The organism is Pseudomonas sp. NPDC096925, assembly GCF_044762545.1.
Lineage (GTDB): Bacteria > Pseudomonadota > Gammaproteobacteria > Pseudomonadales > Pseudomonadaceae > Aquipseudomonas.
Genome location: NZ_JBIWEM010000002.1, coordinates 47,568 through 60,781 on the forward strand (window position 1 = coordinate 47,568; position 13,214 = coordinate 60,781).

General features: G+C 62.3%; 16 protein-coding genes and 1 tRNA gene. All 17 read left to right on the top strand.

The annotated features are described in order from the left end of the window. Window positions 1–128 precede the first annotated feature (128 nt). The 17 genes from ACIQYU_RS06220 to ACIQYU_RS06300 all read left to right on the top strand — a co-directional run bounded on the left by ACIQYU_RS06220 (window position 129) and on the right by ACIQYU_RS06300 (window position 13,155). Window positions 129–458, top strand: a complete 330-nt coding sequence (locus ACIQYU_RS06220) for a ribbon-helix-helix domain-containing protein (protein WP_207830735.1) — start codon at window positions 129–131, stop codon at window positions 456–458. A gap of 92 nt (window positions 459–550) precedes the next feature. Then, window positions 551–772 (top strand): FmdB family zinc ribbon protein, encoded by a 222-nt coding sequence (locus ACIQYU_RS06225; RefSeq protein WP_003254776.1) that lies wholly within the window; start codon window positions 551–553, stop codon window positions 770–772. Between the two features lie 93 nt (window positions 773–865). Continuing rightward, entirely contained in the window at window positions 866–2,641 is a 1,776-nt protein-coding gene (gene aspS, locus ACIQYU_RS06230; protein ID WP_207830737.1) for an aspartate--tRNA ligase, read from the top strand. Window positions 2,642–2,755: 114 nt separating this feature from the next. Continuing rightward, the gene (locus tag ACIQYU_RS06235) at window positions 2,756–3,502 is read left to right on the top strand and encodes a YebC/PmpR family DNA-binding transcriptional regulator (protein WP_013973810.1); all 747 of its coding nucleotides are present in this window, start codon (window positions 2,756–2,758) and stop codon (window positions 3,500–3,502) included. A 186-nt stretch (window positions 3,503–3,688) separates the two neighbouring features. Continuing rightward, entirely contained in the window at window positions 3,689–4,213 is a 525-nt protein-coding gene (ruvC, locus tag ACIQYU_RS06240; RefSeq protein ID WP_004375291.1) for a crossover junction endodeoxyribonuclease RuvC, read from the top strand. A gap of 109 nt (window positions 4,214–4,322) precedes the next feature. Continuing rightward, window positions 4,323–4,940 carry a Holliday junction branch migration protein RuvA gene (gene ruvA / locus ACIQYU_RS06245; protein ID WP_015271473.1) on the top strand — a complete coding sequence of 206 codons (618 nt, stop codon included), beginning with the start codon at window positions 4,323–4,325 and terminating at the stop codon, window positions 4,938–4,940. After that, window positions 4,937–5,983 (top strand): Holliday junction branch migration DNA helicase RuvB, encoded by a 1,047-nt coding sequence (ruvB, locus tag ACIQYU_RS06250; protein ID WP_087502834.1) that lies wholly within the window; start codon window positions 4,937–4,939, stop codon window positions 5,981–5,983. Before ruvA ends, ruvB begins: the two co-directional genes overlap by 4 nt. 125 nt (window positions 5,984–6,108) lie before the next feature. Continuing rightward, the gene (ybgC, locus tag ACIQYU_RS06255; RefSeq protein WP_015271472.1) at window positions 6,109–6,561 is read left to right on the top strand and encodes a tol-pal system-associated acyl-CoA thioesterase; all 453 of its coding nucleotides are present in this window, start codon (window positions 6,109–6,111) and stop codon (window positions 6,559–6,561) included. A 2-nt stretch (window positions 6,562–6,563) separates the two neighbouring features. Then, the gene (gene tolQ / locus ACIQYU_RS06260; RefSeq protein ID WP_063913019.1) at window positions 6,564–7,259 is read left to right on the top strand and encodes a protein TolQ; all 696 of its coding nucleotides are present in this window, start codon (window positions 6,564–6,566) and stop codon (window positions 7,257–7,259) included. A gap of 14 nt (window positions 7,260–7,273) precedes the next feature. Continuing rightward, complete coding sequence (tolR, locus tag ACIQYU_RS06265; RefSeq protein WP_003254760.1) at window positions 7,274–7,726, top strand: protein TolR; 453 nt, start codon at window positions 7,274–7,276, stop codon at window positions 7,724–7,726. Next, window positions 7,726–8,853 carry a cell envelope integrity protein TolA gene (gene tolA / locus ACIQYU_RS06270; RefSeq protein ID WP_402798576.1) on the top strand — a complete coding sequence of 376 codons (1,128 nt, stop codon included), beginning with the start codon at window positions 7,726–7,728 and terminating at the stop codon, window positions 8,851–8,853. The genes tolR and tolA overlap by 1 nt, the downstream gene beginning before the upstream one ends. 26 nt (window positions 8,854–8,879) lie before the next feature. After that, window positions 8,880–10,151 carry a Tol-Pal system beta propeller repeat protein TolB gene (tolB, locus tag ACIQYU_RS06275; RefSeq protein WP_063913017.1) on the top strand — a complete coding sequence of 424 codons (1,272 nt, stop codon included), beginning with the start codon at window positions 8,880–8,882 and terminating at the stop codon, window positions 10,149–10,151. A gap of 54 nt (window positions 10,152–10,205) precedes the next feature. Next, the gene (gene pal, locus ACIQYU_RS06280) at window positions 10,206–10,706 is read left to right on the top strand and encodes a peptidoglycan-associated lipoprotein Pal (RefSeq protein ID WP_015271469.1); all 501 of its coding nucleotides are present in this window, start codon (window positions 10,206–10,208) and stop codon (window positions 10,704–10,706) included. 6 nt (window positions 10,707–10,712) lie between these two features. Beyond that, window positions 10,713–11,519 (top strand): tol-pal system protein YbgF, encoded by an 807-nt coding sequence (gene ybgF, locus ACIQYU_RS06285; RefSeq protein ID WP_233687520.1) that lies wholly within the window; start codon window positions 10,713–10,715, stop codon window positions 11,517–11,519. Between the two features lie 160 nt (window positions 11,520–11,679). Next, window positions 11,680–12,327 (top strand): 7-carboxy-7-deazaguanine synthase QueE, encoded by a 648-nt coding sequence (gene queE / locus ACIQYU_RS06290; protein WP_207830739.1) that lies wholly within the window; start codon window positions 11,680–11,682, stop codon window positions 12,325–12,327. A gap of 17 nt (window positions 12,328–12,344) precedes the next feature. Then, on the top strand, window positions 12,345–13,019 hold the full coding sequence (gene queC / locus ACIQYU_RS06295) for a 7-cyano-7-deazaguanine synthase QueC (RefSeq protein ID WP_063913014.1): 675 nt from the start codon (window positions 12,345–12,347) through the stop codon (window positions 13,017–13,019). 60 nt (window positions 13,020–13,079) lie between these two features. Next, window positions 13,080–13,155 (top strand) — tRNA-Lys (locus tag ACIQYU_RS06300). Window positions 13,156–13,214 lie beyond the last annotated feature (59 nt).

The following is a 13,214-nucleotide window of genomic DNA, read 5'->3' on the forward strand; positions in this document are numbered from 1 at the left end:
CAGGCTACTCAAACCGCAGGCTGCGCGGCGGGTAATGCAGCTTGTGCAGGAAGATTTTGCCGCTGCTTTAACCACGCCCGTCAGCGCTTCATAGGCCACCTGGTACCTGTGACGAGGAAGTGTGGCGCATGATGCAAGCGAGCAAACGTGTGGCTGGCCAGGGGCGCTGGCCGGGAAAACAGTGCATCGATCCGTTCAGGGCGGATTTCGACATGTTGCAGACCCAGCCGGTGTCGCGTTCGGTGCGGCTCAACGGCTTTTCCACCTGCCTGCGGCTGGAGGCCGTCTATTGGGGCATCCTGGAGCGCATCGCCGCGGCCAACCGCTGCTCGGTCAGCGCGGTGCTGTCCTATGTGGACCGCGAAGTGCACCTGCGCCAGGGTGGGGTGCGCAACTTCAGCGGGCTGATCCGGGTGATCTGCGTCGCCTGGCTTCAGGACCCGCCAAGTGCGCGCTGATCGCCTGGCGGGCTGCGCAGTGCTTGCTAACCATATATAATCCCGCTTTTTGCTGCCCCGGCAGCCAGCGTTATGGTTGACGAGAGACACCCATGCCCCTTTATGACTATCAATGTGCATCCTGCGAGCACCGCATGGAAGTGCTGCAGAAGATCAGCGCCGCGCCGCTGACCGATTGCCCGGCCTGTCAGGCGCCGGCGCTGAAGAAGCTGCTGTCGGTGCCAGGCTTCCGCCTGAGCGGTAACGGTTGGTACGAAACCGACTTCAAGACCGGGGCGAAAAAGAATCTGGCAGGCGGCGACAAGGCCGACTGAGTTGAATGCTGTGACCGGGTCTTGCAGTATTAGCCCTCCGGGCGGCCAAGGCCTCCACCGAATACACGAATCACGAGAAGCGAAACCACCATCATGATGCGCAGCCATTATTGCGGCCAACTGAACGAGAGCCTGGACGGCCAGGAAGTCACCCTTTGCGGCTGGGTCCATCGTCGCCGCGACCACGGCGGGGTGATCTTCCTCGACATCCGTGACCGCGAAGGCATGGCCCAGGTCGTGTTCGACCCGGATCGCGCCGAAACCTTCGCCGCTGCCGACCGCGTGCGCAGCGAATACGTCGTGCAGATCACCGGCAAGGTCCGCAAGCGCCCTGAAGGTGCGGTGAATGCCAACATGGCTTCCGGTGCCATCGAGATCCTCGGCTACCAGCTGAACGTGCTCAACGAAGCGGAAACCCCACCGTTCCCGCTGAACGAATACTCCGACGTCGGCGAGGAAACCCGCCTGCGCTACCGCTTCATCGACCTGCGTCGCCCGGAAATGGCCGACAAGCTGCGCCTGCGTTCGCGCATCACCAGCAGCATTCGTCGCTTCCTCGACGAAAACGGCTTCCTCGACGTCGAGACGCCGATCCTGACCCGTGCCACCCCGGAAGGCGCGCGTGACTACCTGGTGCCTAGCCGTACCCACGCCGGTAGCTTCTTCGCCCTGCCGCAGTCGCCACAGCTGTTCAAGCAGCTGCTGATGGTCGCCGGCTTCGACCGCTACTACCAGATCGCCAAGTGCTTCCGTGACGAAGACCTGCGTGCCGACCGCCAGCCGGAATTCACCCAGATCGACATCGAGACCAGCTTCCTCGATGAAAGCGAGATCATGGGCCTGACCGAAAGCATGATCCGCAAGCTGTTCAAGGAAGTGCTGGACCTGGAATTCGGCGAATTCCCGCACATGACCTTCGAAGAGGCCATGCGCCGCTACGGCTCCGACAAGCCGGACCTGCGCATTCCGCTGGAACTGGTCGACGTTGCCGACCAGCTCAAGGACGTCGACTTCAAGGTGTTCGCCGGCCCGGCCAACGATCCGAAATGCCGCGTTACCGCCCTGCGCCTGCCAGGCGGCGCCAGCATGCCGCGCAGCAAGATCGACGAGTACACCAAGTTCGTCGGCATCTACGGTGCCAAGGGCCTGGCCTACATCAAGGTCAACGAGCGCGCCAAGGGCGTCGAAGGCCTGCAGTCGCCGATCGTCAAGAACATCCCCGAGGCCAACCTCAACACCATCCTCGATCGCGTTGGCGCCGTTGACGGCGACATCGTGTTCTTCGGTGCCGACAAGTTCAAGGTGGTCAGCGAAGCCCTGGGCGCGCTGCGTATCCGTCTGGGCCACGACTTCGAGCTGCTGACCTGCGAGTGGGCACCGATGTGGGTGGTCGACTTCCCGATGTTCGAAGAGAACGAAGACGGCAGCTTCACCGCGCTGCACCACCCGTTCACCGCGCCGAAATGCACTCCGGAAGAGCTCGAGGCCAACCCGGCCAGCGCTCTGTCGCGTGCCTACGACATGGTCCTGAACGGTACCGAACTGGGTGGCGGTTCGATCCGTATCCACCGCAAGGAGATGCAACAGGCCGTGTTCCGCCTGCTGGGCATCGAAGCGGCAGAACAGGAAGAGAAGTTCGGCTTCCTGCTCGACGCCCTGAAGTTCGGTGCACCGCCTCACGGTGGCCTGGCCTTCGGCCTGGACCGCCTGGTCATGCTGATGACCGGCGCCCAGTCGATCCGTGAAGTGATCGCCTTCCCGAAAACCCAGAGCGCCGCGTGTGTCATGACCCAGGCCCCAGGCATGGTCGACGCCAAGGCCCTGCGCGAGCTGCACATCCGGCTGCGCGAACAGACCAAGGTCGAGTAAGCAGTCCCCGGGCGCATCCACATGGATGCGCCTTTGCGTTTCGGCGCAGGCAATTTCCCGTCCCGCCCCGCACAGGGGCGGGGCTGTTTGTGATTCAAAGGATTCGGAGTCGTTATGGCTGGTCATTCCAAGTGGGCAAACATCAAGCACCGCAAAGAGCGCCAGGATGCCAAGAGAGGCAAGATCTTCACCAAGTGGATCCGCGAGCTGACGGTCGCCGCCAAGCAGGGCGGTGCTGACCCGGCCTCCAACCCACGCCTGCGCCTGGCGCTGGACAAGGCCCTGGGCGCCAACATGAGCCGCGACATCATCGATCGCGCCGTGGCCCGTGGTGCCGGTACCAACGAAAGCGACAACGTCGAAGAACTCAGCTACGAAGGTTACGGCCCGGGTGGCGTGGCGATCATGGTCGAGGCCATGACCGACAACCGCAACCGTACCGCCGCCGCCGTGCGTCATGCCTTCACCAAGTGTGGTGGCAACCTGGGTACCGACGGTTCGGTGGCCTACCTGTTCGAGCGCAAGGGGCAGATCAGCTTTGCCCCGGGCGTGGAAGAAGACGCGCTGATGGAAGCGGCGATGGAAGCCGATGCCGACGACGTGGTGGCCAACGATGACGGCTCGTTCGACGTGTTCACCTCGTTCAACAGCTTCTACGCCGTGCGCAATGCCCTGGAAGAGGCGGGCTTCAAGGCCGCTGACGCGGAAATCGTCATGCAGCCGACCACCAGCGCCGAACTCGACCAGGACGGTGCCGAAAAGGTGCTCAAACTGATCGACATGCTCGAAGACCTGGATGACGTGCAGAACGTCTACTCCAATGCCCAGATTTCCGACGAGATCATGGAAAACCTCGGCTAAGGTGTCCTGGCTATCCAGGCCAGTTCTTCAAGTTTGTCAGCGCCTGTACCGGCCCTTTCGCGGGTAAACCCGCTCCCACAGGTACTGCACCACATTCAGAATCGGTGCAGTACCTGTGGGAGCGGGTTTACCCGCGAAAGGGCCGGTACAGTTTGCACAGATGCATCAATTTTTTTGACAGGCACTATGACTCTGATTCTTGGTATCGACCCCGGTTCGCGCATCACCGGCTATGGCGTGGTACGCCAGACCGCCCGTGGTTGCGAGTACGTGGCGTCGGGCTGCATTCGCACCGGCAGCGGCGAGCTGCACGAGCGGCTGCAGATCGTCTTTCGTGGCGTGGGTGAAATCATCGCCCAGCACGGCCCGGTCACCATGGGCATCGAGCGGGTGTTCATGGCCCGTAACGCCGACTCGGCGCTCAAGCTTGGCCAGGCCCGTGGCGCGGCCATCGTCGCCGCCGCCGAAGCCGGCCTGGAAATCGCCGAATACAGCGCCACTCAGGTCAAGCAGGCGGTAGCCGGTACCGGCGGGGCCAACAAGGAGCAGGTGATGATGATGGTCATGCACCTGCTGAAACTGACGCAGAAGCCGCAGATCGACGCCTCCGATGCCTTGGCCATCGCCTTGTGCCACGCCCATACCCGCTCCAGCCTGGTGCCGCATGGCCTGGCCACGGCGCGGCGACGCGGAGGGCGCTTGCGTCTGTAGGCGCTTCATGCGCTGATACACATTTTGTTCGGGTGATGCGTTCACCCGCTGCATTTGCTGATAGGGTTGAGCGGTCTTTGACCGGCTCCCCGAGAGGAAGGATCGGAACGTGATTGGACGTTTGCGCGGCACCCTGGCGGAAAAACAGCCGCCGCACCTGATTATCGACGTCAATGGCGTGGGTTACGAACTGGAAGTTCCCATGACCACGCTGTACCGTCTGCCCAAGGTGGGCGAACCCGTAACCGTGCATACCCACCTGGTGGTGCGCGAGGACGCTCACCTGCTCTACGGTTTTGCCGAAAAGCGCGAGCGCGAGCTGTTCCGCGAACTCATCCGCCTGAACGGCGTAGGGCCGAAGCTGGCCCTGGCGCTGATGTCCGGGCTGGAAGTGGACGAGCTGGTGCGCTGCGTGCAGGCCCAGGACACCTCGGCCCTGGTGCGCGTGCCCGGTGTCGGCAAGAAGACCGCCGAACGCCTGCTGGTAGAGCTCAAGGACCGCTTCAAGGCTTGGGAAACTTCCCCGGCCATGTTCACCCTGGTCTCCGACGGGCCGCTGCCGGTGGCCAGCGCATCCACAGCCGAAGCCGACGCAGTCAGCGCCCTGGTTTCGCTCGGCTACAAGCCGCAGGAAGCCAGCAAGGCGATCGCCGCGATCAAGGACAAGGCCGGCCTGAGCAGTGAAGAACTGATCCGTCGCAGCCTGAAAGGGATGATTACCAAGTGATCGAAGCCGACCGCCTGATCGCCGCCAGTGGCCGCGACCGTGAAGAAGTCCAGGACCGTGCGATCCGCCCGCTGCGGCTGGACGAGTACATCGGCCAGCCGGTGGTGCGCGAGCAGATGGCGCTGTTCATCCAGGCCGCCCGTGGCCGCAGCGAATCGCTCGATCATACGCTGATCTTCGGCCCGCCCGGCCTTGGCAAGACCACCCTGGCCAACATCATCGCCCATGAAATGGGTGTGTCGGTCAAGAGTACCTCGGGGCCGATCCTCGAGCGCCCGGGCGACCTCGCGGCCATGCTGACCAACCTCGAACCGCACGACGTGCTGTTCATCGACGAGATCCACCGGCTGTCACCGGTCGTCGAAGAAGTGCTGTACCCGGCGATGGAGGACTTCCAGCTCGACATCATGATCGGCGAAGGGCCAGCGGCCCGTTCTATCAAGCTCGACCTGCCGCCGTTCACCCTGGTCGGTGCCACCACCCGTGCGGGCATGCTCACCAACCCGCTGCGGGACCGTTTCGGTATCGTCCAGCGCCTGGAGTTCTACAGCGACAAGGACCTGGCCACCATCGTCAGCCGTTCGGCCGGCATCCTCGGCCTGGCCATCGAAGACCAGGGTGCCTACGAGATCGCCCGTCGGGCCCGCGGCACGCCACGTATCGCCAACCGCCTGCTGCGCCGCGTGCGCGACTACGCCGAGGTGCGCGGCAAGGGCCAGATCACCAAGGCCGTGGCCGACATGGCGCTCAATCTGCTGGATGTCGACGAGCGCGGTTTCGACCACTCCGACCGCCGCCTGCTGCTGACCATGATCGAGAAGTTCGACGGTGGCCCGGTCGGCGTGGACAACCTGGCGGCAGCCATCAGCGAAGAGCGCCACACCATCGAGGACGTGCTCGAGCCGTACCTCATCCAGCAAGGCTACATCATGCGCACGCCGCGCGGCCGCGTGGTCACCCGGCATGCCTACCTGCACTTTGGCCTGAACGTACCCGGGCGCCTGGGGGAGGGTGGGGATTTTTCCGAAACGGGCGATGAGTGACAGATCGAAAACAGCTTTTCGTGGTCCTACCGCTGGCATGCCGAGGGTGCGCTGGCAATAGGACATAAATGAAGAAAAAACAGTTGCCACAGCGGATTGGCAAGCTGAGGAGTAAGCACTAGAGTATGCGCGCGCAAAATGGCCTGGAACCGTTCGCACACCGTTGTCGTGTCTATTACGAGGATACCGATGCCGGTGGTGTGGTGTATTACGTCAATTACCTGAAATTCATGGAGCGCGCGCGTACCGAGCGGCTGCGGCACCTGGGCTTTTCCCAGGCGCAACTGGCCGAAGACAACCTGCTGTTCGTGGTCCACTCCAGCGAAGCGCGCTATCACGCGCCGGCGCGGCTGGACGACGAGCTTCGGGTTACCGCGCAAGTACTTGAACTCAATCGCGCCAGCCTGCGCTTCGTGCAGCAGGTCTGGCGGGAAAAGGATGAAACGCTGCTCTGCGAAGGGCAGTTCCTGGTGGCCGCCGTGCGCGCCGACACTTTCAAACCCCGAGCCATACCCCCGGAGCTGCGTGACGCCTTTGCGGCGGACGGCTCGGGTACTCAATCGAATGCAGGAGAATAAGCGTGGAAGCTAACGTCGTCGACCATACCTCCATGTGGAGTCTGGTCAGCAATGCCAGCGTGTTGGTACAGCTGGTAATGCTGATCCTGGTGGCCGCCTCGGTCACCTCATGGATCATGATCTTTCAGCGCAGCACCATGCTGCGCGCCGGTCGTCGTGCGCTGGATGCCTTCGAGGAGCGCTTCTGGTCGGGTATCGACCTGTCCAAGCTGTACCGCCAGGCAGGCAGCAACCCGGACCCGGACTCCGGGGTCGAGCAGGTCTTCCGTGCCGGCTTCAAGGAATTTTCGCGTCTGCGCCAGCAGTCGGGCGTTGATCCGGACGCGGTCATGGAGGGTGTTGCCCGTGCCATGCGCGTAGCCATCTCGCGCGAGGAAGAAAAACTCGAGCAGAGCCTGCCGTTCCTGGCCACCGTCGGTTCGACCAGCCCGTACATCGGCCTGTTCGGTACCGTATGGGGCATCATGAACTCCTTCCGCGGCCTGGCCAGCGCCCAGCAGGCCACCCTGGCCACGGTTGCCCCGGGTATCGCCGAAGCGCTGATCGCCACCGCCATCGGCCTGTTCGCGGCAATCCCGGCGGTCATCGCCTACAACCGCTTCTCGGCCCGCAGCGAAGTGCTGATCGGCCGTTACTACACCTTCGCCGACGAGTTCCAGGCGATCCTGCACCGCAAAGTGCACACCAGCGAAGAGTAATCAGGTAGAAGCCCATGGCCCGAGTTCGCCACAAACGCAAGCCCGTCGCCGAGATGAACGTGGTGCCCTACATCGACGTGATGCTGGTACTGCTGGTCATTTTCATGGTGACGGCGCCCATGCTCAACCAGGGCGTGAAGGTAGACCTGCCCAAGGTTTCCAGTGAAGCCTTGCCGCAGGACAACAACGTCCAGATCCTCACCATCTCCATCAAGGCTGACAAGACCTACTACTGGAACCTCGGCAGCGAAGTCGATACCGACAAGCAGATGGACAAGGCCATGACCTTGCCTGCCATGACCGACGCGGTGACCAAGATCATTGCCGCCGGCCGTGACCAGGGCAAGCAGACCCAGGTGTTCATTCGTGGCGACAAGGCTGTCGACTATGGCGCGGTCATGGGTGCCATGGGCGGGTTGCAGAAGGCCGGTGTCGGTAACGTTGGCCTGATTACCGAGGCGCCCTGATGCAACAGCGAGAGCCATCCGCCTCGGAAAGCTACTTCTGGCCCAGTGTCTGGGCCATCGGCCTGCATGTGCTGGTGTTCGCCCTGCTGTTCGTCAGTTTTGCCATGACGCCTGAGCTGCCGCCATCCAAGCCGATCGTCCAGGCTACCCTGTACCAGCTCAAGTCCAAGAGCCAGGCGACCACCCAGACCAATCAGAAGATTGCCGGGGAAGCGAAGAAAACCGCTTCGCGCCAGACCGAGGTCGAGCAGCTGGAACAGAAGAAGGTCGAGCAGGAGGCCGTGAAGGCCGCGGAACAAAAGAAAGCCGACGCCGCTCAAAAGGCCGAAGAGGCCCGCGAGGCCGCCGAAGCCAAGAAAGCCGAGGCAGCGGCCGAAGCCGCCAAGGCTGCCGAGGCCAAGAAAGCCGCCGAAGCCAAGAAGGCCGAAGAGGCGAAGAAGGCCGAAGAGGCGAAGAAGGCTGCCGAGAAGCAGCAGGCCGACATCGCCAAGAAGAAGGCCGAAGAAGAAGCCAAGAAAAAAGCCGAAGAAGAGGCCAAGAAAGAGGCCGCTGAAGAGGCGAAGAAACAAGCCGCCGAGGACGCCAAGAAAAAGGCAGCCGAAGAGGCCAAGAAGAAAGCTGCCGAGGACGCCAAGAAGAAAGCGGCGGCCGAGGAAGCGAAGAAGAAGGCAGCTGAAGAGGCCAAGAAAAAGGCCGCTGCAGACGCCCAGAAGAAAAAGGCACAGGAAGCGGCCCGCAAGGCGGCGGAAGACAAGAAAGCCCAGGCCCTGGCCGAGCTGTTGTCCGACACCACCGAACGGCAGCAGGCGCTGGCCGACGAGCAGGGTGACCAGGTGGCTGGCGACTTCGACGACCTGATCCGCTTGCGCGCGGCCGAGGGTTGGGCGCGTCCGCCTTCCGCGCGCAAGGGCATGACGGTGGTCCTGCAGATCAACATGTTGCCGGACGGTACCATCACCAACGTCAGCGTGGCCCGGTCCAGTGGTGACGGCCCGTACGACAGTTCGGCGGTGGCTGCGGTGAAGAACATTGGTCGTTTGACCGAGATGCAGGGTATGAAGCCGAGCGATTTCAACCAATATCGTTCGTTCAAGATGACATTTACACCTGAGGATCTAGCGTTGTGATTAAACGTCTGAGAGGACTGCTGGTCATGCTGTGCTGCGTGGCAGGCATGGCCGTGGCAGAGGAAAAGAACATCCTGGTCACCAGCGGCAGCGACCGGGCCACGCCCATCGCGGTAGTGCCGTTTGGTCTGCAGGGCGGCAGCGTGCTGCCGGAAGACATGGCCGACATCATCGGCAACGACCTGCGCAACTCCGGCTACTACTCGCCGATTCCGCGGCAGAACATGATCAGCCAGCCGTCGCAGGCCAGCGAAGTGATCTTCCGTGACTGGAAAGCGCTGGGCGCGCAGTACGTGATGGTCGGCAGCATCGTGCCGTCGGGCGGTCGCCTGCAGGTGCAGTACGCGCTGTTCAACGTCGCCACCGAGCAGCAAGTGCTGACCGGTAGCGTGGCGGGCAGCGTCGACCAGCTGCGCGACATGGCGCACTACATTTCCGACCAGTCGTTCGAGAAGCTCACCGGCATCAAGGGTGCGTTCTCCACCCGCATGCTGTACGTGACGGCCGAGCGTTTCTCCACCAACAACACCCGCTATACCCTGCAGCGTTCGGACTACGACGGTGCACGTGCGGTCACCCTGCTGCAATCGCGTGAACCGATCCTGTCGCCACGCTTTGCACCGGATGGCAAGCGCATCGCCTATGTCTCGTTCGAGCAGAAGCGCCCGCGCATCTTCGTCCAGCACATCGATACCGGTCGCCGCGAGCAGGTCACCAACTTCGAAGGCCTGAACGGCGCGCCAGCCTGGTCGCCGGACGGCTCGCGCCTGGCGTTCGTGCTGTCGAAGGACGGCAACCCGGACATCTACGTGATGAACGTGGCTTCGCGCCAGATCAGCCGTGTCACCGCTGGCCCGGGCATCAACACCGAGCCGTTCTGGGGCAAGGATGGCAACACCCTGTACTTCACCTCCGACCGTGGCGGCAAGCCGCAGATCTACAAGCAGTCGGTCGGTGGCGGTGGCGCCGAGCGTGTAACGTTCGTGGGTAACTACAACGCCAACCCGAAACTGTCGGCGGACGAAAAGACCCTGGTGATGATCCATCGCCAGCAGGGCTTCACCAACTTCAAAGTTGCGGCCCAGGATTTGCAGCGCGGAAGTGTAAAGATTCTCTCGGAAACGAGTCTTGATGAGTCTCCCACTGTTGCGCCAAACGGCACCATGCTAATCTACGCCACCCGCCAGCAGGGCCGGGGAGTCTTGATGCTCGTGTCGCTTAATGGCCGCGTGAGGCTCCCACTTCCTACCGCTCAAGGCGAAGTCAGAGAACCGTCCTGGTCCCCTTACCTGAACTGATTGCGGCGTAATAATTTTTGCTTAACACACTGGGGTTTCATTAGGAGTTTCACGATGGAAATGCTGAAGTTTGGTAAATTTGCTGCGCTGGCTCTGGCCATGGCCGTAGCTGTAGGTTGCTCCTCGAAGGGCGGTGACAACGCAGGCGAAGGCGCTGCTGTAGATCCGAACGCTGGCTACGGTGCCAACGCTGGCGCTGTTGACGGCTCCCTGAGCGAAGAAGCTGCCCTGCGCGCAATCACCACCTTCTACTTCGAATACGACAGCTCGGACCTGAAGCCAGAAGCCATGCGCGCTCTGGACGTTCACGCCAAGGACCTGAAAGCCAACGGCAACCGCGTTGTCCTGGAAGGCAACACCGACGAGCGCGGCACCCGCGAGTACAACATGGCTCTGGGTGAGCGTCGTGCCAAGGCCGTTCAGCGCTACCTGGTTCTGCAGGGCGTTTCCCCTGCTCAGCTGGAACTGGTCTCCTACGGTGAAGAGCGTCCGGTTGCCACTGGCAACGACGAGCAGTCCTGGGCTCAGAACCGTCGCGTAGAACTGCGTAAGTAAGTTCTTATGCGTATGTGCCGCCGTGTAGTAACCGTCCTCGCACTCAGCCTGCCGCTCGCGGCCTGGGCTGAGGTCCCTGTAATTGATGACAACGCAGGCAGTTATCCGCCTGCGGGTTATGGCACGAGCGGCGCCTATGCCGGGTCGGGGGCTTCGGCCCCTGCCTCTGCACAGGGCCAGCTGTTCATGCAGCTGCAACAGATGCAGGATCAGCTTTCCCGCCAGCAAGGCATCATCGAAGAGCTGCAGAACGATGTGTCGCGCATGAAGCAGGAAAACCTGGAGCGTTACCAGGACCTGGACCGTCGCATCAACAGTGGCGCCGCGCCTGCCGCGACCCCTGACAATTCCTCCGGTGGTGGTGCATCCAGTGCCGCCCCCGATGCAGCAGCAGGTGCTGCTGCGCAACAACCGGCCGCCAGTAGCGAGCCCGGTGATCCGGCGAAAGAAAAGCTCTATTACGATGCCGCTTTCGACCTGATCAAGCAGAAAGACTTCGACAAGGCCAGCCAGGCGTTCAACGCCTTCCTGCGCAAGTACCCCAACAGCCAGTACGCGGGCAATGCCCAGTATTGGCTGGGTGAAGTGAACCTGGCCAAGGGCGACCTGCCAGCCGCCAGCCAGGCTTTTGCCCAGGTCAGCCAGAAGTATCCGAAGCACAGCAAGGTGCCGGATTCGCTGTACAAGCTGGCCGATGTCGAGCGCCGCATGGGCCATACCGACAAGGTCAAGGGTATCCTGCAGCAGGTCATCAGCCAGTATCCTGGCACCTCGGCCGCGCAACTGGCCCAGCGTGACCTGCAGAAGCTCTAAGCAGCACCGTTTGAAAGAAACCCGCGCCTGTCGCGGGTTTTTTCGTTAGAATCACTGCCCTTTTTTCGTAAACACGCTGCTGCGGATAACGCTATGTCGAGTCCGCGACAGTGCCTGACGGAGGCGGGCAGCCTGTTTAGCTGTCACGCCCGTGGCGAGCATGCAAGACACATTACGCATCACCGAAGTCTTTTACTCTTTGCAGGGTGAAACGCGAACGGCCGGGTTGCCCACGGTATTCGTGCGCCTCACCGGTTGCCCCCTGCGCTGCCAGTACTGCGACAGTGCCTATGCCTTCAGTGGCGGTACCCTTCGCACCCTCGATTCGATCCTTGAGCAGGTCGCCGGCTTCAAGCCGCGCTACGTCTGCGTCACCGGTGGCGAGCCATTGGCCCAGCCCAATGCCTTGCCGCTGTTGCAGCGCCTGTGTGACGCCGGTTACAAGGTGTCGCTGGAGACCAGCGGCGCGCTGGATATTGCCGGCACCGACACCCGCGTCAGCCGCGTGGTCGACCTGAAGACCCCAGGCTCCGAAGAGTCGCACCGTAACCGCTACGAGAACATCGAGCAGCTGACCCGCAACGACCAGGTCAAGTTTGTCATCTGTTCCCGTGAGGACTACGACTGGGCGGTCTCCAAGCTGATCCAGTACAACCTGGCCGAGCGTGCCGGCGAGGTGTTGTTCTCGCCCAGCCACCACCAGGTGAACGCCAGCGACCTGGCGGACTGGATCGTCGCCGACAACCTGCCCGTACGCTTCCAGCTGCAGCTGCACAAGCTGCTGTGGAACGACGAACCCGGACGTTGATTGAGGAGCAAGCACACATGACCGACAAACGCGCAGTCATCCTGTTGTCCGGCGGCCTGGACTCGGCCACCGTGGTCGCCATGGCCAAGGCCGAAGGCTACAGCTGCTACACCATGAGTTTCGACTACGGCCAGCGCCACCGCGCCGAACTGAACGCCGCTGCCCGCGTTGCCCGCGACCTGGGTGTGGTCGAGCACAAGGTGATTGGCCTGAACCTGAACGGTATCGGCGGCTCGGCATTGACCGACAGCAGTATCGACGTGCCTGAAACCCCGGGTGAAGGCATCCCGGTCACCTACGTGCCGGCGCGCAACACCGTGTTCCTGTCCCTGGCCCTGGGCTGGGCAGAAGTACTGGATGCCCGTGACATCTTCATTGGCGTCAATGCCGTGGATTACTCCGGCTACCCCGATTGCCGCCCCGAGTTCGTCGAAGCCTTCGAGCGCATGGCCAACCTGGCGACCAAGGCCGGTGTCGAAGGGCAGGGCTTCCGCATCCAGGCGCCGCTGCAGAACATGAGCAAGGCGCAGATCGTACAGGCCGGCATGGCCCGCGGCGTGGACTACAGCCTGACCGTTTCCTGCTACCAGGCCGACGATGACGGGCGTGCCTGCGGCAAATGCGACAGCTGCCGCCTGCGTGCCGACGGCTTCAAGGCAGCCGGTGTCGCAGACCCGACGCGATACTTTTGAAAAAACTTTGATGGGGTGTTGATTTCCTGTTAGAAATCAGTATTATACGCGCCATCCAACGGGTCGTTAGCTCAGTTGGTAGAGCAGTTGGCTTTTAACCAATTGGTCGTAGGTTCGAATCCTACACGACCCACCATATGCAGTACGTCAAAGCCCGCTACCGGCAACGGTCGCGGGCTTTTTCGTTTTCGGCTG